Origin of the sequence: Coleofasciculus sp. C1-SOL-03, assembly GCF_040220555.1 — a bacterium.
Classification (GTDB): Bacteria; Cyanobacteriota; Cyanobacteriia; order Cyanobacteriales; family Coleofasciculaceae; genus Coleofasciculus.
The window spans coordinates 1-20,647 of record NZ_JAVJUO010000250.1; the positions used below are offsets into that span (position 1 = coordinate 1).

Sequence of the window (20,647 nt, forward strand, 5' to 3'; positions counted from 1 at the left end):
GAGGAGGGCGGGTTTCGTTGTTGAGTATGAGGTGGGTTGAGTAATTTAGCGGTTGAGAGGAGGGCGGGTTTCGTTTTTGAGTATGAGGTGGGTTGAGTAATTTAGCGGTTGAGAGGAGGGCGGGTTTCGTTGTTGAGTATGAGGTGGGTTGAGTAATTTAGCGGTTGAGAGGAGGGCGGGTTTCGTTTTTGAGTATGAGGTGGGTTGAGTAATTAAATCCCTAAACCCGCCCCTACATCTTCCCCTGAACCCGCCCCGACATCTTCCCCTAAACCCGCCCCGACATCTTTGGCGTGCGATCGCGGGTGAGTTAAACCAGTTTCAGATCAGGATATTCGGCTAATACATCATCTGAGGTTAACGTATCGCCTTCGGCTTGGGGTGTCCAGAGGACTTCAATTGCCAATAAGCGATCGCTTGACACTCCACCCATCTGACGCAAGGCTTGACGCAAGTCATCGGAACTATTGATCTTGGGTAATTCCAGTTTCCCTTGCACACCGACTAAAAGGGTGACAATAATGTATTCACCCGGATCTTGAGATTCAACCAAGGCTCCATCCCCTTCAGCCGCTTTACCTTGGCGCAGTTGACCCTGATAATTTGATAGGGTTTCTGCGGCAAATTTACTACGTTCGGCAAGAGAGAGCTGATTAAATCGGGCTTCAGCGGCGTCTAAAGCAATCTGCTGGGATTGCGCTGCACCATAGACCCAGTATTCGGGATGGCGGAGTAAGGCTAAAGTAGACTCTTGCAGCACTTGCGCTCGTCCTTGCGGGGAATCAGTATTCGCTTGTTGAGCTAACTCATCCAGTTCATACTGAAGCTCACGCGCACTGGCAAGTAAACCCACTTGCAAGCGTCCCACGGACACCTTGGGATTGATCGTGTTCGGGACATCATTTCCACCTCCTTCACCCAGACGTCGGAAAGACTGCACCAAAAAATTCGCGATCGCAAAGAAGATCAGAATTCCGAACAGACTCCCCACGCCACCGAAGCCGAAGAAGGGTAACAGAAACGGAAAGCCAATTCCTCTCCCACCATATCCATAACCGCCACCGGGAGCGCGATACCCCCCACCAGGGCGAGAATAGGTACGACTGGGGGCGCGGAAGGAACCGCCACCAATTCTCCCGCCACTACGAGCGGCTAAAGCGTCACTGGCATTTCCCAGGACTAAGGTAAAAATGAGACCAACAACAAGCAGAGACTTTAAAAAGGGTTTGATCTTGGCAAAAGGATGGTTACGCATAAGTTAATTAGGACTATCCCAACTTGGGTGAGTGTCCCACGGCTGACATGCGCCATGCACAGTATCGTTACCCTCATCACTCTGAACCCAGGCAGACGACTCACCTCAAGCTGGGTGGGATTACTGACTACTCTTCCACTGTATCGCTCTCTTTGATTCGCTAAAACATCCTAAGAGTCGAGATTACCGATTCGTAATTTGTCATTCGTCATTAGTCATTTGTCATTTGTCATTCGTCATTCGTCAGGGAACAGGGAACGGGGAATAGGCAATAGGCAATAGGCAATAGGCAATAGTTAAGTAGGTAAGGTAGAGTTTTGAGTTAACTTCCTCATCTCCCCCAGCTTCCCCAGCTTCCCCAGCTTCCCCAGCTTCCTCATCTCCCCCAGCTCCCCCAGCTTCCCCAGCTCCCCCAGCTTCCCCATCTCCCCCATCTCCCCTACCCACCACCAACAATCGTAACCACTTCCAACTGATCCCCATCCTTCATCTGAGTCTCTGACCAAAACTGGCGGTGAAGAATCTCGCCATTGTACTCAACCGCCACTAAGCGCGGATTTAGGTCAAGCTCCTCCAAAAGCTGAGGCAATTTGGTGTCAGCCGCACAGGTACGGGATTCACCATTCACTTGCAGAGTAATTTGATTACTATTGTTGGACATGAGATTGAGGAGTACCCGCTTCAATACGACGCAGATGTTGTTCTTTGGTGAGTTGAGAGAGAAAATACTGAGTCACCAATGTCGGTTGTTCAGCCTGCATGATTGCCCGCACGATCGCGACTCGTTTCGCTCCCGCCCCTAAGACCTCATGAATATTATTCGGATCAATGCCACCAATTGCAAACCAGGGAATCGAGGCTTGTTGCGCTGCATACTGCACATAGTCTAACCCCGCCGCTGTTTTGCCGACTTTGGTGGGAGTTTCATAAACGGGTCCAACGCCAATATAATCGGCTCCTTCGCTGATTGCCTGTTGCATTTCCTCCGGATTTGTGGTAGAGCGACCAATAATTCGATGGGGTCCCAGGAGTTTGCGGGCGACAGCAATGGGCATATCCTGCTGTCCTAAATGAACGCCATCGGCATCAATCGCTAACGCTAAATCCACGCGATCGTTCATAATCAATAATGCCCCATAATGGTGGCACATCTGGCGCAGTTTCTGGGCTTGAGCGAGTCTGACTAAATCGTCAGCATTTTTGTCTCGATATTGGACTAATGTCAGTCCGCCTTGGAGTGCTGCTTCTACCGTGGGTAAGAGTTGGTCTGAGGGAGAGGTGACTAAATAAAGCTGCGATCGCTTCAGCCGTTGATAGCGGTGGTAGATGAGCAACTGACTCTCCAGGGTATAGACCCGATAGCGCATTTGCTTACAAGCGGCTCCCATACTGGGACTATACAGCTTACCATATTCCTCAAGTACCCGTAAGGCTTCCTGAACCCGACACAGATTAGCTTGCAAAACTTGTTGGATCGTGGCACGGTGTTCTTCCTGGGGATGAGAAAGTGCCGTCCCTAAATCACCAGGCGTATCCCGTTCGGCGCGAATCTCTCGACTATGCCAACGGGCAAGTTCTTGGCGCATCTGTTTGCATTCACTCGCCATCTGCACGCTATTTAGACCAAAGCGACACCACTCCTCGATAATCCGGAAGCCTTCTCTGGCTCGGTCTAAATTCGCATCTAAAATCCGGCAAACTGCTGGTTCTTGCCCTATCCAACCGTTGTACCCACTCATCGCCAACTGCTCCACATGATTTTTTATCCTAACAGGGTAGTGGCTGTTAATCGTTGACCGAGTTTTGAGTAACTCATAAACTATCGGGAATTATTTAGATATTGTAGAACCATTGTTAATTAGCTATTCTAGTGCAACTGAGTACAGTAAATTCAAAGCATGTTTGTTGAGATTCACACCCCAGCAGATGGTTAAGCCCTACCCAATTCAATGGTTCCACCACCGACGTCTCATCCGGTGTAGGATAGGGGCGATCGCTGTGGTTTCTCTTAGCTGCATCACCCTGACTCCTCTGGAAGCTGTAGCACAGTTAACACCGAATCCTCAGCACCTTGTTGTCCAAAATCAGCAAGACACCCAAGTGTTGTTGGTCAACCCCATAACTGGGGATGATATTAATGGTAATGGTAATATGGATTCCCCGTTCAAAACTATTGCCAAAGCCTTACAAGTCGCGCAACCGAATACGGTGATTCGATTAACGCCGGGAGTCTATAGTTCCCAAACGGGTGAAACCTTTCCTTTAATTTTGCCCGATGGCGTCACGTTGCAAGGAAATCCCCGCACCAGAGGGGAGAATATTATCATTCAAGGGGGGGACATGTTTGAAAGTCCCACCGTATCTCAGCAGAATATTACCATTCTGGCAGCCAATCCCGCCACGGTAACGGGTGTGACGATTACTAATCCCAATCCTCAAGGCTATGGGTTATGGATTGAATCCAGTTCGCCAGTAGTCGTGGATAATACATTTACGGAAAATACCAGCGCCGGAATTGTGGTGAAAGGCAATAGTGCCCCCACGATTCGCAGCAATTACTTTTATAACAATGGTGGCGACGGTATTCTGGTGGCGGGGACATTACAAGCAGATGTGCGGGAAAATGTGTTTATTGACCGGGAAAACACTACCTTGGAGTTGAGTGGCGATGGCGAAACGCCGCGGCGTTTCGCAGATCAAAACAGTCCCTCAACCTCGGCTGAATCTCTCACGACTACGAGTATTCCCGAAACCGAGTCAGTATCTGAACCCGTTGAAACTACCGCGAATCCTTCGCCAACTCCTGAAAGCGTTTCCCCCATCATTGAACCCCAGACGACTATCTCTGAGTTAGAAACACTTCCCACCACGTTTCCGTCAGACTGGACAACTATCTCCCTATCGGTGGCGAATCCCCCAGAATCAACTGAGACTCAACCCGCAGCCGGAAATCAGACAGGCGAATCTTCCTCAACCTCCCCCATTTCCGCCGCGTCTTTTCCGGTTCCCGCCAGTCTCCAGTCTCAACAGAACCCAACCAACCCAGAGACACCAGCCGCAACCATTCCCCAGATCATCGATATTTCGGTACCCTCGCCAACTGAGACAGCGATACCGGATAATTCCACACCAGCCGCCTCTGCACCTGACACCGAGATGGGAGAGGTTACAGTTAATCCACAAGAGCACCCCAGCCGGGATTCTGTTCCTGTCCTCAGTAGTAATATTCCCCAAGAACCGCCCCCAGACACCTCACCAGAAGGGCGCTATCGGGTATTAGTCGCCACCCAAACTGATGATCAGCAAACCTTAGTGCGATCGCTGATTCCAGGCGCATTTCGTACTTCTTACAATGGGCAGTTAATGATGCAAGTGGGATTATTTAATCGTCGCGAGAATGCCCAACAGATTCTGGATTGGCTGAAAGAGCAAGGATTAACCGTTACTATCGAAACCCTTGAGGACTAAGTAGGTGTGGACACAATTAAAGTTAACGGTTGAGATTAGGGAACAGGGAACAGGGAACAGGGAACAGGGAACAGAAAACAGAAAACAGTAAGGGTTTGAGGGCTGTTTCCTTGCACTGGCTCCGGAGCGTGTCCTTTTCTTTTGTCCGACTACTTATATCGATGAGCAAGGACTTGCCTACATAAAACGGCTTTTTTGTCAAATTTACCGACTTTCGAGTCCAGAAAATTAAGTAATGAAACATGCTTGTATTGTTTGCTCTTTCCCGAGGCTAGGGAAAATCAAATAACGCATATTCAAGGGGTTTAAGCGATGGTTGTTTAAAATTAGCTACAAAAAATACCCAATACAGTATTGAGATAACATCATACTACACCCCCAAACCCCCGTCAAATCAGGATTTGCCCAGGGCGTTTTTTGCCTGCCCGAAATCCGATTATGTTTAGAATATTAAAACGGAAACGTCAATCTTAAAAGGTTTCGTTATCTCGCAGGGCTTGATCAGGACGGAGCTGGGCTGACAGTGAAGACAGCGCGGTGGAGTTGTGGTGCGATCGCCTCTCCAGATAAATATAGATAAGATTAGACAACCACAGCAGGCAGCGGCTCTTGTTGTCAGAGTTATAGGGCTAAAGCCCTTACTACGAACTACGAACTCCGTTGAACTCCCAAATTTGAAGCTATCTAAATTATCGTATTATTTTCTATAGTTTTATTGCCTACAGCTGAATCAATCACGCCTTGAAGTTAAAATTAATTCCATCAGCTTCAGGGAATACTGCCGTAAACTACCCGCCGCCAAGTCGGAGTACCGACTCTGGCGGGGGCTTTTAAGAGAAGCAAGCGAGTTTACCAGACTAAGTAGATGGTGTACTACGTTTTGAAAGCCATCACACCTGCGGATACTCGCGCCAGTCTGTAGCTCTGTGGTTAACGATTAAACAGGCATATCGGGTCGAAGCCAGTGTCGTTAACGTGACAAACTTTCAAAACATTGTCGAGGCTAACATTACCCGCAAGGAGACTCTTTTATGAGTAAAGTTTTTGTTTTAGATACCAACAAACAGCCTCTTAATCCTATCTATCCAGGCAGGGCAAGGATGCTGCTATCTCAGGGTAAGGCTGCTGTATTTCGGCGCTACCCTTTCACCATAATTCTAAAAAAGGAGGTATCAAATCCCCAAATCGAACCGCTTCGAGTCAAAATCGACCCAGGCGCGAAAACTACCGGACTAGCACTTGTTAACGATAATAATGGCGAAGTCATCTGGGTAGCAGAATTACAGCATCGAGGTTTTCAAATTCGAGATGCTTTAACGTCACGTCGTCAACTAAGACGCTCACGACGAAACCGCAAAACTCGTTATCGTAAGCCACGTTTTCTCAATCGTACTCGTCCAAAAGGATGGTTGCCTCCCTCTGTTAATAGTCGAGTCGCTAATATCCTGACTTGGGTTAAGCGTCTGTCGTCACTATGTCAAGTTGCCGCCATCTCTCAAGAATTGGTCAGATTTGACACTCAGCAGATGGAGGATGCTGACATTAGCGGAGTTGGCTATCAACAAGGGACATTGGCGGGCTACGAGATACGCGAATTCTTGCTTGAGAAATGGAATAGAACCTGTGCATATTGCGGTGCAAAAGACACGCCTGTTGAGATTGAGCATATAAATCCTCGCTCAAAAGGAGGTTCAAATCGAGTCAGTAATCTGTGTTTAGCCTGTACTCACTGCAATCAGAGAAAAGGGAATCGAGATATCAAAGATTTCCTCAAGGGTAAACCCGACTTGCTTAAACGAATTATGGCACAAGCCAAAAGACCTTTAGCTGACACAGCAGCAGTCAACACAACCCGATGGAAACTGTACGAAAACCTCAAGGCAACGGGTTTACCTGTTGAGGTTGGTACAGGGGGTCGTACTAAATATAACCGCACCATTCGAGGGTTGGAGAAGACTCACTATTGGGACGCGGCTTGCGTTGGAGCATCAACGAAAGAACGGTTAATTACCTCAGGAGTTAAACCTCTGCTGATTGCTGCTAAGGGTCACGGAACCCGTCAGCAATGCCGTACTGACAAGTTTGGGTTTCCTAGTCGTTATTGTTCTAGAACCAAATTTCACAAAGGCTTTCAAACAGGCGACATTGTTAAGGCAGTTGTGACTTCTGGGAAAAAGATTGGAACTTATGTTGGTCGAGTAGCCACTCGTGCCACTGGTAGTTTCAATATTTCGACATCTAATGGACTGGTTCAAGGAATCAGTCACAAATACTGCACACATATTCACAAAAAGGACGGTTACTCCTATGTACAGTGATTTGGATATTTTAGGGGTATTGAACCCCGTAAAATATCCCTCGTTTCCTCCCGCCGCTAAAACATTGGCGGCACTCGCTTCGCTTGTCCTAATCCGCCTCGTTTATAGCGGGGGTCTCCACGAGGTAATGCGATGAAATCTGCTCGGTTGCGCTGGTCTTGGCTGTTTGCCATTCTTTCGATCACCCAAGGGATGCTTGGCATTATTAACCCACTCATTATTGATTCTCCCGCCCTAGCGGAACCGATTACTCCCGCCTCAGATGGGACAGGAAGATACCTAATGCCCAACGTACCTTTATCAGTAGCGATTCTACGATTAATGCTAGTGCGCGAAGTCAAGGAGATGGCGGTCGGGTAATTGTTTGGGCGGATGAGACAACTCGCTTTTATGGGTCTATATCAGTTCGTGGTGGGAAACAAGTAGGTGACGGTGGCTTTGTGGAGACCTCAGGCAAAAGTAGCTTGGATGTAGTCGGTGGTTTTGTCGATGCTAGTGCGACTCAGGGTCACTCAGGAGTCTGGTTACTTGATCCGCGTAATGTCAGAATCCAAAACACGGCGACCACAGGCGGTTCCTTAGATGAGGGGATTTTTACTCCCACGGCAGATGACGCCATAGTCAGCAGTGAGGATATTGGAAATGCTCTAGCCGCTAATACCAATATCACGATTACGACCGGAAATACAGGTGATCAGGAAGGAGATATTACCGTTGTTGATGCCATCGAGATCAGCAGTACCAGTTTATCGACTAATGCGACTCTAACGCTATCAGCGGCTGATGATATATTTGTCAATGCACCCATTACTCTGATCATACCGGGAGAGATAAATCTCAATTTTTCAGCCGGCGGTAATATTGAACTTAACTCTGCCTTTTCTCTAGGGGGTGGGGATATTGACGATGGTAATGTGGAGTTGACAGCGGGCAATAATATTGACGTTAATTTTGACATTAACTTAACCAATCTTGGTGGCGGTGATTTCATTGTAAATAGTGGTGGTAATTTCAACAGTAATGGCTTTAATATCACGACAGATAGTGGAGTGATCAATATTACAAGTGGGGGGGCGATCAATACAGGATTACTCAGAACATCATCAGAACCATTTGATAGTGGCAGCATTACCCTGAATGCGGGTGGAAATATTACGACAGGTGATGTAGATTCTTCTAGTGGATCTTCCGAAGCGGGTATCATTTCCATAACCAGCGCTGGCAAGATTGCCACAGGTGGCATATCCGCTACTAGCAATGATATGGCAGCTAATATCAACCTGGAAGCAGATAGCGATATTACGGTAACAGGTAATATTGACGTGAGTACTGTCGCTAGTGGTGTTGGTGGGACAATTAATCTCACCAGCAACAGCGATATATCGGTAACAGGCTCTCTCAACTCCACCTCTGTTCAGGATGGTGGACCAATCACGCTTACTGCAACGGGCAACATTGATATAAGTGATATCGATTCCAGCGCCCCTGCTTCTAATGCTGGAGCAGGAGGCGCAATTAACCTGACCGCTACGACTGGAAGCATTACCACAGGGGATCTTGACAATTCTAGTTCTCCGGATGGTGTTCTGGGTAATGGGGGAGTCGTTAACCTCAGCGCTGCCAATGGGATTACCACAGGTAGTATTGATTCAACGGGTTTACCGGATACAGGAAATATCAGCTTAACTAGTAACGAAATTGATTTTACTGAAGCAGCCACTATTTCCAGTAACGGCATTCTATGGTTTCAGCCAGCGACAGTTGCTCAATCTATTCAAATTGGCGATACAACTGACTCTGGTACAAGCACCCTGGATTTGCAAGATACAGATATCACCGCATTGCAAGATGGTTTTACGACAATCAAAATTGGTCGTGCTGATGGTACGGGTACGATTACTCTTTTCAACACGGTTATTGATGGCGGTACAGCTTCCTTTCCCGATCCAGTGGAAATTATCGGAGGTTCAACGTTAGTTAGTCCAAATCAAGAAGCAACAATTTGGAACATCAACACGATAGATACAGGTAGCCTATCCAACTTTGCCAATAATTTAACGTTTTCCTCAATTGAGAATCTAATCGGGGGAACGGCTGATGATACGTTCGTTTTCAGTAACAACGGGACGATCAGTGGGACAATTGACGGTGGACTAGGCACTAATAAACTTGATTATTCATTGAACTCCAGCCCAGTTACGCTGAATTTGGCAGCAATTGAAAATATTGAACAGGTGACGGGTAATGCTAACAGTACCCTAGTGGGAATGGATACGGCTAATAATTGGACGATTACGGGGAGTAACAGCGGTACAGTTAATAGCACTCTAACCTTTAATGAGTTCTCAAACCTCATCGGTGGGAACTTAGATGACACCTTTGTGTTTAACACGAATGATAGCTTCAGTGGCAATATTAACGGTGCGGCTGGTAGTTTAATTCTTACCGGAGATGAAATTAATCTGGCTGGGACTATTTCTGGGACAGGCAATTTAACCATTCAACCCTTGACCCCGACGCAATCGATTCAAATCGGGGGTACGGATAGTGGGAATCCCAGTATTTTAGACGTGACGGCGACAGAACTGAGTTTGCTGCAAAATGGGTTTAGTGAAATTGCGATCGGAGGAACCGACAGTAGTGGTTTAATCACACTTGCAGGTGATGTCTCGTTTAGTGATCCGGTTATCTGGCGATCGCCTGTTGGTTCGGGTTCTATCAATACCACAGATGGTACAATAACTGGAGCCGATGACGCTACCCTAACCTTACAAGCAAACCAAGATATTACAACGGGCGATATTATCAATCCAGGTCGGGCGATTACTCTCACCAGTACCCGTGACACCATTGATACTCGTGCTGGAGTCCTCGATAGCAGCACTGAAACAGGTAATGGCGGAGCAATTGAACTCACGGCTTTGGGTAACATTACCACCGGAGATATTGATTCGAGTTCTGGTGGGAATGCTTCAGGGGGAATGATTACCTTGGACAGTAGTGATGGGGCGATTACGACGAATAACCTCAATAGTTCCGGGGTTAGCGGTGGAGATATTGCTATCCGTGCTTTAACGGCGATAACTACAGGTGAAATTAATACCCGTGGCAATAGTAGCGATGGGGGTAATGTTACTCTTGACCCGATTAACGATATCCAAGTTACCTTAATTAATGCTCAAGGGGGTAATAGTGGCAAAGGTGGAACTGTTGATATTACGACGGGTCAATTTTTCCGTGCGACGGGCAGTTTTACCGATACTAATGGTATAGCATCGAGTATTTCTACGGCGGGTAATCTAGGAGGAGGAGAGATTATTATTCGCCATGGTGGAAATGGAGAGACTCCTTTTAAGGTAGGTGATGCCAGTGTTAATGGTACAGTGGGAGCGATTACCAGTGGCGATATGACGATTTCTCCCTCTGAATCGTTTCTGTTTACCCATGTCGAAGGTAATATTCAGATTATCAGTGTTGATGAACCGATCACGCCGATTGAACCGCCAACGACTCCTATCGACACAACGCCGAATTTTACTGAGCCACCGATTAATCCGGTTGATATTACCCAAGTTCAAGACGAAGAGGAACAAGAATCTACCCCATCTCCAGTTGAACAAGGTATCCCACCACTAGAAATTGATGAAATTGCTCCCATTGAAGAACGGTTTACCCTCAGGTTTGAAAGTTATCTGAATTTAGAAGAGACTGCTCTAACAACTCTGACTCGAGCCAGGGCTACGTTAAACCGCATTGAACAAGCGACGGGGGCTAAACCAGCTTTAATTTATGCGGTGTTTATACCAACTGAGATTTTGGATCAAGGTTCAGCGAATGGGGAGAAGTCGGGCTTTTTCGTAAAACGCAGAGGGACGCAGCGGTTGGCGCTCCAGGTAGCAGAGGGGGGTAGAGGGTTGGAGGCGATAGCTTTGGCAAATCAACCGCCTCAAGGGAGTGATCAGTTGGAATTGATTTTGGTTACGGCGGATGGAGAAACGATTCGTTATCCGGTAGCGGGTGCAACACGGGAGAAGGTGCTTCGTGTGAGTCGGGAATTACGCCGTGCGGTGACGGATATTCGCATTCCTCGCCCTTATCTTCCCGCCGCACAGCAATTGTATCAGTGGTTAATTTCTCCCTTAGAAGCGGAGTTAGAACAGCGAGAGATTAACAATCTGACATTTATTATGGATCAGGGATTGCGTTCCTTACCTATGGCGGTGCTACATGATGGCAATGGCTTTATTATCGAACGGTATAGTGTTGGCTTTATGCCTACTCTTTCTCTCACGGATACCCGCTATATGGATGTGAGGAACCTGCAAGTGTTGGCAATGGGGGCGTCGGAATTTCCCGATCAAAATCCATTACCGTCAGTTCCTGTAGAATTAGACGCGATCGCAGATAAACTATGGCAGGGTCAATCCTTCCTGAATTCTACGTTTACTCCCGATATTCTCAAACAAGCACGGGCGAATCAACCCTTTGGAATTGTGCATTTAGCCACGCATGGGGAGTTTAAACCCGGTAAGCCGGAAAACTCCTTTATCCAGTTTTGGCATCAAAAGCTACCCCTGGATCAAATTCGAGAATTAGGATTAAATAATCCCCCGGTTGAATTGATGGTATTAAGCGCCTGTCGCACGGCGTTAGGGGATGAAGAGGCGGAGTTAGGCTTTACAGGGTTGGCGGTACAAGCTGGGGTTAAATCGGCGTTGGGGAGTCTCTGGTATGTGAATGATGAGGGGACATTAGGGTTAATGACGGGGTTCTATGAACAGTTAAAACAAGCCCCAATTAAAGCTGAAGCCTTGCGACAGGCACAACTAGCGATGATTCAGGGAGAAGTTCGATTAGAAAAGGGTCAAATTGTGACGCCAAATGGTATCTTTCCTTTACCTCCCCAGTTAGCGGAATTACCGGATAAGGAACTTACCCATCCTTATTATTGGAGTGCGTTTACTTTGGTGGGAAGTCCCTGGTAGGGTACCGGGTTTATGAAAAACCCCCTGATGAAGATGGTGCAAACAGGTCGTCCTTACGGGTGAGGGGGTGATGGAGAGCAGTTTTTATTATGGGTGATTTGCCGGACATAATATTAATACCATACCTTCTGCCTTCTGCCAATCAAAATGAGGAACCGGGTTGTTTAAGAAACGCCACTTCTTCCGGTGTACTTTCTCGACCCAGAATCGGGTTACGATGGGGGAAGCGCCCAAAGCGTTCAATTACCTGGAGATGGCGATAGGCGTAATCAATGGTACTGGCGCTGTCTGGATCATTTTTCAGTGTGGAAAATAACTCAACACACCGACGCTGGTGTGCTAAGTTCTCACTATGTTCAAACGGCATATAAATAAACCAACGCTGCACCGGGAGCAATTGTTGGTCAAAACCCTGTGACACCGCATGTTGGGCAAGGGCTAAGGCGTGAGAGTCAGTGGCAAACGCTTGGGGTTGACCGCGAAACATATTGCGGGGAAATTGATCCAGCAGTAGAATCAGCGCCAGACAGCTATAAGGCGATTCCTGCCAGTGGTTGAGTTGACCTGTCGCCGCTTGTTGATACTCGTCCAAAAAGCGCGATCGCACTTCTTCGTCAAAGGCTGCATTTTTGGTAAACCAAGCCTGACGCGGTTTCCCATACTCGGGATCATCTGGTTCTCCAAACCAAAATGCTAAAATTTTGTCCTTTGTCATTCGTCATTTGTCCTTTGTCATTACTGTAGGGACAACCCCCTTGCATCAATTAACTAATTGCTTTGTACTCAATTGGGTGGGCTCGTCCTCTCCTCAACGTTCCCTGACATGATCCCAATCGGGTGAAGAACGCGATCGCAACCGAGAATGAGCAAATGAAGCAATGGGTTAAGCTAGGAGTAAGTGGATCTGGGTTTCTAGCCAGGTTGCTTCTCAGCCCCTAAAGCAACTGCAACCAGAATCTCTTTCTCCAAGCTGTGTCATCATTAAACCATTACGCTTTGTTGTCATGCCAGCGAAAAAAGAAAAGAAGGGATGTGGATGTGCTTCTATTCCAATTTCATTAATCCTTGTTTTGTTCGGTGCTGGTTATTGGGGATTTATGCAGCGAGACACTCTACTTGCTCATCTCAATATCAGCCAATTTTTGCCGAATAATCAACCAAGTCAGCAACAACCGACTCCATCGAATCCTCAACCCCCAACCCCAACTAATTTGACTCCTACGCCTAGTCCAAGCGCATCGGTTGCTACTTCTCCCGTAGAACCCAGTCCGACTGAGACACCCACACCTAATCCCCAAGCTTCATCATTACCCACCACCCCCAAACCATCCCCATCTCCTCAAACACCCTGGCAGAAAAAGGAAATCCGAGGAATTTATTTAAGTCGCTATCAAGCCACGAATAATGCTACCGAAAAAATGATTCGTGAACGAGTCCGTTATTATCGCGATCAAGGAATCAATACCATTATTCATGGAGTTTGGGGCAATGGTTGCACCATGTATCCCAGTCAGGTGATGCAGAAAACCTTCGGATACAACAGTTGTCCTAATGAATTTCAAGACCAATGGTTAGAGTGGTTGATTGATGAAGCGCACAAGCAGGGAATGGAAGTTCATGCCTATTTTGAGAAGGGAATTAAAATCGATAAAAATAGCCCGATTTTTGACCGGGCGATCGCTCAACGATGGATTGTGCCTGGAGTCGATAAAACCTACGAAGGGATTGATCACTACTTACTGGATGTAGAACTGCCAGAGGTGGCGACTTTTTTTAAACAGATATTAGTTGAGTTTGTGCAAAAGTATCCGACGATTGATGCTGTGCAGTGGGATGATTACCTAGGATATCATGCTGACTTACCCGGAAAAGTCGATCGCACGATCCATTTAACGAATTTTGTTCAGCAAATGATCGCTGACATGAAGCAAGCTAACCCAGCCGTGAGTTTTGACCTTTGCCATCATAATCCTTATTGGAGTAAACGCTATTTTGCGGCAGATTGGAAAAACTGGAACATTGATCGCGCTTTTATTCAAACCTATAATGATGACAACTTTAAGCAAGAGCTAGACTATGCGGAAAATTATGCAGGAGTGGCTATTTCTGATCAGCAGTTGTATCGTTTAAAAGAACTGGTGAATAACAGCAAAATCAAGAGCATTTTAGTGTTTCCCTCATCGGGGAAACCTGAAGAGGCGGCGGCTTCTATCAAAAACTTTACGTCTATAAATCAATAACCGCCTCAAGCTAGAGAATCAGAGAAATAAGATATAGTGCATAATGGCAGATGTTTCTGCCTCTGTGCGAACAGCAACCATGTTCCAGACATGCCATGGTATGTCTGAGAACTCCAAGATACAGTTAAAAGGGAAAATCAATTAGAGGTAGGAGATGAAAGACTTTGTGCAAAACATTAGCCGATATCCCCGTTACCTGATTAGTATATCCTTGGGCATCTTCTTTGCCCTATTTGAACGCTTTAAGCCAGTCCTGAGCAATCCGGTGAGTGCGATCGCACTCGTGGGTTTGGTCGTGGGGACGTTTCTGTTCTTAGTGTTCACCCTGCGTGCCATGCTAGGGCTGAATCCAGTTTAGGGGATTAGGGAGCTGGGGGAGCTGGGGGAGCTGGGGAAGATGAGGGAGATGAGGGAGATGAGGGAGATGGGGGAGATGGGGAAGTTAACTCAAAACGCTTACTTGTTCCCTGTTCCCTGTTCCCTGTTCCCTGTTCCCTAACAAATGACCAATGACCAATGACGAATGACCACTTAGTCAAGGGGGCGTTATGGCTACAAATCGCCGTGTGTCTAGGGTTTCCTCGCTGATTCAGCAGGAAGTCAGTCAAATGTTATTACACGATATTAAAGATGACCGTGTTGGTGCTGGAATGGTCAGTGTTACCGATGTCGATGTTTCGGGTGACTTGCAACACGCCAAAATTTATGTCTCAATCTATGGCACCGAAGAGGCAAAATCGGAAACGATGGCAGGTTTACAATCAGCTACGGGTTTTGTCCGCCGCGAATTAGGTCGGCGGGTGCGCTTGCGTCGTACCCCAGAAGTCGTCTTTATTGAAGACCGAGGCTTAGAACGAGGCGATCGCATGTTAGCACTGTTGAACCAACTCTCCCAAGAACGTCGCCGTAAGGGACTTGATGATCAGGTTTCTGAGGCAGAAGAAAATGAGTGATATAGGACGACAGGGAGGCGTTAGGGCATTAGTTGATTCCAAGAGGGAACAGGGAAAATGGAACAGTAAAAAATGTCCTAACCTGCCAAGTTAGCTACTATATCATGTCTGTCTAAACTGTTATCTTTTCCTTCTGCCTTCTGCCTTCTGCCTTCTGCCTTCTGCCTTCTGCCCTCTGCCTTCTGCCCTCTGCCTTCTGCCCTCTGCCTTCTGCCTTCTGCCTTCTGCCTTTTCTATGAATCCCTTACCCGATATTCAATCTCTATCCTTGGCGCAACAGGTGGCGCAGATGGTTGTGGTGCGGGCGTCTGGCTATCTGTTTGACCATCAAATTCAGTATCCGGCGTGGGAACCTCCAGCCGCTAAATTGCAGCATTGGATACAAGATTGGGGCGTGGGTGGGGTAATTTTACTGGGTGGGAGTGCTGGAGAATTGGTACTGCGATCGCAACAATTACAAGAGTATGCGCCAATCCCCTTATTGATTGCCGCCGATATTGAAGAAGGAGTCGGTCAACGGTTTGCGGGGGCGACGTGGTTTCCGCCACCAATGGCAATCGGGGCGATTGCCTGTGAGAATCTGGATAAAGCCCAACACTATGCTCGACAAAAGGGGGCAATTACGGCTCAAGAAGCCTTAGCGATTGGGATTAACTGGATTCTCGCCCCTGTCGTCGATGTGAATAATAATCCGCAAAACCCAGTGATTAATGTGCGGGCGTTTGCTGACACACCAGAAACCGTGAGTCAATTGGCTGGTCAGTTTATCCGGGGAACCCAAGACTATCCGGTGTTAACCACGGCGAAACATTTTCCGGGTCATGGGGATACGGCGATCGATTCTCATTTAAATTTACCGATATTATCTCATTCGCGATCGCGACTAGCCGAGATCGAGTTTCCCCCGTTTCAAGCGGCGATGGCGGCGGGTGTGGATGCGGTGATGACGGCTCATCTGTTGATTCCTAGCTTGGATGAGCAATTTCCAGCGACGTTATCCCAAACGGTTTTAACTCAACTGCTACGCCAAGAGTTAGGGTTTGAAGGGTTGATTGTCACCGATGCTTTAATTATGGGTGCGATCGCCAATCGTTATGGCGCAACGGAAGCCCCGGTAAAAGCGGTGGAAGCGGGGGCGGATATTTTACTGATGCCCGTTAACCCAGAAACCACGATTCAAGCCATCTGTGAGGCGGTAACAGTGGGACGAATTTCACGCGATCGCATTCTGGCATCTGTGGAACGAATTTGGCAGGCGAAGGCGAAGATTAATGCAGGTGCAGAAGTACCAGTACGCCAGAGTGATCCCTCTCAACCGTTATCATTTCTGAATCATCTCGCTCAACCGACGGCAATGCAGACGGTTACTCAGATCCTCGGCGATTCTCAACAGGTTGGCGGTTCCCTCCCCCTGCGCTCAACACCCCTTGCCAATAGTTCTCAGGGACGTAACTTAATTATTGTGGATGATAGTCTCACCTGTGATGTTTTGGGGCGAAATGCTCCAGCCGTTATCCTACCTCAACAGTTTGGCTACCAACTGCAATGGGTGGATCGCCATACGCCAGGGATATCCAGGGAGGAGAATGATCGGCTGATGCCCACCCTGCTACAGCTTTTTATTCGCGGTAATCCATTCCGGAATACGGCGTCTTTAACCACCGTGGCGATGAATTGGCTACAGCAATTATTAAAAAATCAAATCTTAGAGGCATTGGTAATTTACGGTAGCCCCTACACCTTAGAACAGTTCCGACCCCACCTCAGAGCCCAAACGCCTTATGTTTACTCCTACGGACAGATGCCAGAGGCGCAGGCGATCGCACTTGAGGTATTATTTGATCAGATTGAATCTAATTATGGCTTAACAGAATTTATTTAAGTTTTATTAATTAGGTTGCCGCGATCCCGATCCCTTTCTCAGAAACGGGATGAGTGTCAATTCCCTAAATTAACCGCCTGACTAGGGTTTCAGCCTGTAATCGGTAGCTAGCCGACGGGGATATAATTTTTATCTTTGGTAATTTTTATTCATAACTTGAATAAATTTGTAACTTCCTATACGGAACGAGATACCTTTTCAGGCTAGCCAAATTCGTTTATAGAAGGAAACCGCTTAACAAAGCACCAATGTAATTACCTATTAAAATTTGGATAACCGGAAATAGTAGGGGCGCACAGACGTGCGCCCTTACCAACGTCTGAAAACTGATCCCCTAATATCAAGTCCGGTAAATTTTTGTCCGACCACTTATTATTGATTCGAGTCAGGATTACGCATCTGCTCCAACTCAGTACGGATCAGAGCAATTTGCACCGTCAGTTCTTCAAGTTCTTGTTGGGTACTTCTAGACGTGGTTCCCGTTGGTGGTGTTGAACCGCTATCGCTAGGTGTTGATGGTGTAGTTGAGTCTGTCGGTTGGTTCCTATGGCTGAACATCTGTCCAATCAAGCGTTGAGCCTCTTGCTCGGTTTTTTCGCCTTTTTTCGACAACTCAACAACCTGTTGGTTGAAGTCTAAGTTGAGCAGGGACAGGTTTTCTTCCCGCTTTTGCTCATCTTGGAGACTTTCGATGAGGGAAGTGGTCGCCCCCAAGGATACACGAAAGCCAGTTTGTAAAGCGTCTTGGATATTGTTAGAATTCATGCGTCAATAAAGTTGACCTGTTGCTTATTTTACAATACTTTACACTATCCAGCCGAAAGGCAAGGACGAGGAGCCTGAGATCTAGGTCATCCTCTTGATGTTGGTCACTCATCAGCCAACTTGTTCGAGATACTGATTGACATCCTCAATCAGCCGCGTCAGTTCCGCTTCCGTACTCACACGGATGCGTTCATCCCGCAGCGTAACGAGAACTTTAGCCGCAAAGGGACTGGGGTAAATATTGGGATTGCAGAAAATTTCCAAGAAAACATCCCCAGTATATTGATACTCCATCGGTTTTTGCGGACTGGGCTTGCTGGTACTCCCTGGGGCTTGAGCCGTAGCTTTTAAGGTTTGCACCAGTTGGGCGAGTGCCTTTTTTAAATTTTGGGCAGCTTCCGGGGTAAATTTGAACGATACAGACCCTTGAGGCAGATTGAGCGTGAGTTGAGTTGGAACCATGAGCAATAAATCTTAATCGTGAGTGCTTACTGATAGAAGATGGTAACTACGTCCCTCCGAAAATCTACCAAACAATTAGGCGTCTTGGCACAAAATGTCTAGAAAAACTTGCAAGAAGCCGGCAAAAATTTAGGAAGCTTGGAGAATTAAAAGTATTAAATGGCAAGGGTTTCAGTCATTTATCCGACTAAACTAAGAGTAGAGGAAAGTTGTGATCAAGGGGCAACGATCATGCCAGCCGACAAACGTGCTGAAGTTCGCAAGGTATTGCTGATTACCCTGCTGTTAAATGTATTCGTGATGGCATTGAAAGCCATTGTCGGCATTTTAACCGGGTCTTTAAGTTTACAAGCTGATGCGTTGCACAGTGTCACCGATAGTGCCAATAATGTTTTGGGTTTAGTGGCGAATCGCTTCTCCTCTCCTCATCCCGATCGCGAACATCCCTATGGTCATCAGAAGTTTGAAGCTGTGGGTGCTTTGGGGATTGCGGCGTTTTTAGGCATTGCTTGTTTTGAAATTCTCAAAGGCACCATTGAACGGATTGTCAACGGTTTGACACCAATCACGATCGCAGCGCCAGAGTTGTGGTTACTGCTGATTGTCTTAGGCGTGAATATTTTCGTCACCTTCTATGAAAGAAATGTGGGGAAGCGGGTGGGAAGTGCGATTTTGGTGGCGGATGCTCAACATACGATGAGTGATGTCTGGGTAACAATTACGGTTTTGGCAGGATTGATTGGGATTTGGCAAGGACGAGTGTGGAATCTGCCCCAACTCCAGTGGTTGGATGTGATTCTCGCTTTTCCTGTCGCCCTGTTAGTCTTTCGTAGTGGCTGGGAAGTATTAACGGATAACTTACCCTGGTTAGTCGATCAAGTCGCGATCGCACCCGAAACCATTCAAGCTATTGTGATGCAAGTTCCTGGAGTGATCAACTGCCACGATATCGCCTCTCGCGGCGTCTTGGGGCGTCAAGCCTTCATTGAAATGCATCTGATTGTTGACGCTAAAGACGTGGAAACCGCCCACCAAATTACCGAGGCGGTGGAGGATCGATTAGAAGAACGCTTTAATCCAGTGCGCGTGTTGATTCATGTCGAACCTCCAGCTTACGAGTCGGATCGGATTACCTTTTAACCTGAAGTTCCCCTGGAAAAAGCCTGACTTTTCCACAGATCGTGCCACTTTTCCACAGAAACCCCTTAGTTTTCCACAAAAGATAAGGAATTGTTAATCCCAATGTTTACTCTTCTTAACCAGAAGAGACGTTCCGCCGGAACGTCTCTAGCACAGTTCGTTAAGCCTTACTAAATTGATCGTTCAACATATTCGCGGGAATCCTCGTCCTCAACTCTCGTAGGGCGAGGAGGGATAGCGTCCAACTTTTTTTAGGCTACACATAAACCGTTATTCCTTCTGATTAAGGAGACTTTGCTGGGGGCAAATTGCCCAATACGTTTCCATCTGTAGTCACAAACAGAAATATTTTTGGTCTTTTGGGTATCGGTAAACCCACTGACATAGCCGACATAGACTTTCCCGGCTTTTTCGGCTTTGACTAGATCCCCAATTCTCACTTCCATTGGGGTAATCGTTCCACCCTTACGCTTCCTGACCCCCAACTTATCTGGGACTTCAAAGTGCAATTGGCGACGGAAAAATCCATACTCTTTCCCCCGCTTTACCGCACCGGGGCGAGTGATGATTTTAAACGGGGAAGGGGTCACGGTAACGTTACGATGGCGGGTATAACCGTGTAGAGACGCCCCGCCGGGGCGTCTGTACGAGCCAGTGAACGGGACATACTTGATGAAATACCCGCAAGCCAGCGTCACCCCATCAACCGCGTGAGTTTCCGGTTTGGCTATAGACTTATTAACCTTATCCTTCTCTAACCCTAGCTGGGTTGGAGGCAAGGAGGTACCGTTCCCATCCTTTTGCCAACCGTGCCGAACGTAGACGGGGGCAATTTTTTCCATCTGGGATATTGCCCAATTTTGACCCGTCATCACCGGAGAGAAGCCCTTCCCTGACTTGGCGTGTTTGCGCTTGGTCTGGTCTATGTCAGCCCTGACCCGTTCATACCCAATCGCTGTCACCGGGAAGATCTCTGCCAACTCTTTGACTATCCTCAATTCCAACTGCCGTGAGGCTTTAATGGATGGGGGAAGTTTACACTGTTTGCGATGTTGACCTAAGCCCGATGGTCGCCCATCTGACTCGGCTTCAGAACCGTACATGACGGTTTCCCAGTCATACGGCTCCTCAGAAATACAGTGCAAGTCATGCATACCTTTCATTGCGAATTAACTCCAG

General features: G+C 47.3%; 17 protein-coding genes. 9 read left to right on the plus strand and 8 right to left on the minus strand.

Features of this window, described 5'->3' with window-relative positions:
• Positions 1-310 precede the first annotated feature (310 nt).
• The 4 genes from RIE73_RS37350 to RIE73_RS37365 all read right to left on the minus strand — a co-directional run bounded on the left by RIE73_RS37350 (position 311) and on the right by RIE73_RS37365 (position 2,994).
• Positions 311-1,255, minus strand: a complete 945-nt coding sequence (locus RIE73_RS37350) for a DUF1517 domain-containing protein (RefSeq protein WP_446405982.1) — start codon at positions 1,253-1,255, stop codon at positions 311-313.
• 243 nt (positions 1,256-1,498) lie between these two features.
• A complete protein-coding gene (locus tag RIE73_RS37355; protein ID WP_446405983.1) occupies positions 1,499-1,705 on the minus strand; it encodes a hypothetical protein in 207 nt (68 codons plus the stop codon).
• Positions 1,695-1,916 (minus strand): sulfur carrier protein ThiS, encoded by a 222-nt coding sequence (gene thiS / locus RIE73_RS37360; RefSeq protein ID WP_446405984.1) that lies wholly within the window; start codon positions 1,914-1,916, stop codon positions 1,695-1,697. Before thiS ends, RIE73_RS37355 begins: the two co-directional genes overlap by 11 nt.
• Complete coding sequence (locus tag RIE73_RS37365) at positions 1,903-2,994, minus strand: thiamine phosphate synthase (protein ID WP_446405985.1); 1,092 nt, start codon at positions 2,992-2,994, stop codon at positions 1,903-1,905. The genes thiS and RIE73_RS37365 overlap by 14 nt, the downstream gene beginning before the upstream one ends.
• A gap of 187 nt (positions 2,995-3,181) precedes the next feature.
• On the opposite strand from RIE73_RS37365, the gene RIE73_RS37370 reads away from it, so the two are divergent.
• From RIE73_RS37370 to RIE73_RS37385, 4 genes are all read left to right on the plus strand, one after another.
• Complete coding sequence (locus tag RIE73_RS37370; RefSeq protein ID WP_446405986.1) at positions 3,182-4,723, plus strand: DUF1565 domain-containing protein; 1,542 nt, start codon at positions 3,182-3,184, stop codon at positions 4,721-4,723.
• A 1,031-nt stretch (positions 4,724-5,754) separates the two neighbouring features.
• Entirely contained in the window at positions 5,755-7,041 is a 1,287-nt protein-coding gene (gene iscB, locus RIE73_RS37375) for an RNA-guided endonuclease IscB (protein WP_446405987.1), read from the plus strand.
• A gap of 132 nt (positions 7,042-7,173) precedes the next feature.
• Complete coding sequence (locus RIE73_RS37380; RefSeq protein WP_446405988.1) at positions 7,174-7,401, plus strand: hypothetical protein; 228 nt, start codon at positions 7,174-7,176, stop codon at positions 7,399-7,401.
• Between the two features lie 80 nt (positions 7,402-7,481).
• The gene (locus RIE73_RS37385) at positions 7,482-12,026 is read left to right on the plus strand and encodes a CHAT domain-containing protein (RefSeq protein ID WP_446405989.1); all 4,545 of its coding nucleotides are present in this window, start codon (positions 7,482-7,484) and stop codon (positions 12,024-12,026) included.
• Positions 12,027-12,168: 142 nt separating this feature from the next.
• On the opposite strand, the gene RIE73_RS37390 is transcribed toward RIE73_RS37385, so the two are convergent.
• Positions 12,169-12,741 carry a DUF924 family protein gene (locus RIE73_RS37390; RefSeq protein WP_446405990.1) on the minus strand — a complete coding sequence of 191 codons (573 nt, stop codon included), beginning with the start codon at positions 12,739-12,741 and terminating at the stop codon, positions 12,169-12,171.
• A gap of 289 nt (positions 12,742-13,030) precedes the next feature.
• Here RIE73_RS37390 and RIE73_RS37395 point away from each other — a divergent pair, with 289 nt between their 5' ends.
• The 4 genes from RIE73_RS37395 (at position 13,031) to RIE73_RS37410 (ending at position 17,101) form a co-directional block, all read left to right on the plus strand.
• Positions 13,031-14,266, plus strand: coding sequence for a family 10 glycosylhydrolase (locus tag RIE73_RS37395; RefSeq protein ID WP_446405991.1), 1,236 nt, complete (start codon positions 13,031-13,033; stop codon positions 14,264-14,266).
• Positions 14,267-14,420: 154 nt separating this feature from the next.
• The gene (locus RIE73_RS37400) at positions 14,421-14,624 is read left to right on the plus strand and encodes a DUF751 domain-containing protein (RefSeq protein WP_446405992.1); all 204 of its coding nucleotides are present in this window, start codon (positions 14,421-14,423) and stop codon (positions 14,622-14,624) included.
• Positions 14,625-14,814: 190 nt separating this feature from the next.
• On the plus strand, positions 14,815-15,219 hold the full coding sequence (gene rbfA, locus RIE73_RS37405) for a 30S ribosome-binding factor RbfA (RefSeq protein WP_446405993.1): 405 nt from the start codon (positions 14,815-14,817) through the stop codon (positions 15,217-15,219).
• Between the two features lie 235 nt (positions 15,220-15,454).
• Positions 15,455-17,101 carry a glycoside hydrolase family 3 N-terminal domain-containing protein gene (locus RIE73_RS37410; RefSeq protein WP_446405994.1) on the plus strand — a complete coding sequence of 549 codons (1,647 nt, stop codon included), beginning with the start codon at positions 15,455-15,457 and terminating at the stop codon, positions 17,099-17,101.
• Positions 17,102-17,473: 372 nt separating this feature from the next.
• Here the strand turns inward: RIE73_RS37410 and RIE73_RS37415 are convergent, their stop codons facing one another.
• Together RIE73_RS37415 and RIE73_RS37420 are read right to left on the minus strand one after the other, a co-directional pair.
• Entirely contained in the window at positions 17,474-17,866 is a 393-nt protein-coding gene (locus tag RIE73_RS37415) for a hypothetical protein (protein WP_446405995.1), read from the minus strand.
• A 111-nt stretch (positions 17,867-17,977) separates the two neighbouring features.
• Positions 17,978-18,328 (minus strand): hypothetical protein, encoded by a 351-nt coding sequence (locus RIE73_RS37420; protein WP_446405996.1) that lies wholly within the window; start codon positions 18,326-18,328, stop codon positions 17,978-17,980.
• Between the two features lie 231 nt (positions 18,329-18,559).
• On the opposite strand from RIE73_RS37420, the gene RIE73_RS37425 reads away from it, so the two are divergent.
• A complete protein-coding gene (locus tag RIE73_RS37425) occupies positions 18,560-19,468 on the plus strand; it encodes a cation diffusion facilitator family transporter (RefSeq protein WP_446405998.1) in 909 nt (302 codons plus the stop codon).
• A 251-nt stretch (positions 19,469-19,719) separates the two neighbouring features.
• Here RIE73_RS37425 and RIE73_RS37430 read toward each other — a convergent pair whose 3' ends face one another.
• The gene (locus RIE73_RS37430) at positions 19,720-20,631 is read right to left on the minus strand and encodes an RRXRR domain-containing protein (protein WP_446405997.1); all 912 of its coding nucleotides are present in this window, start codon (positions 20,629-20,631) and stop codon (positions 19,720-19,722) included.
• Positions 20,632-20,647 lie beyond the last annotated feature (16 nt).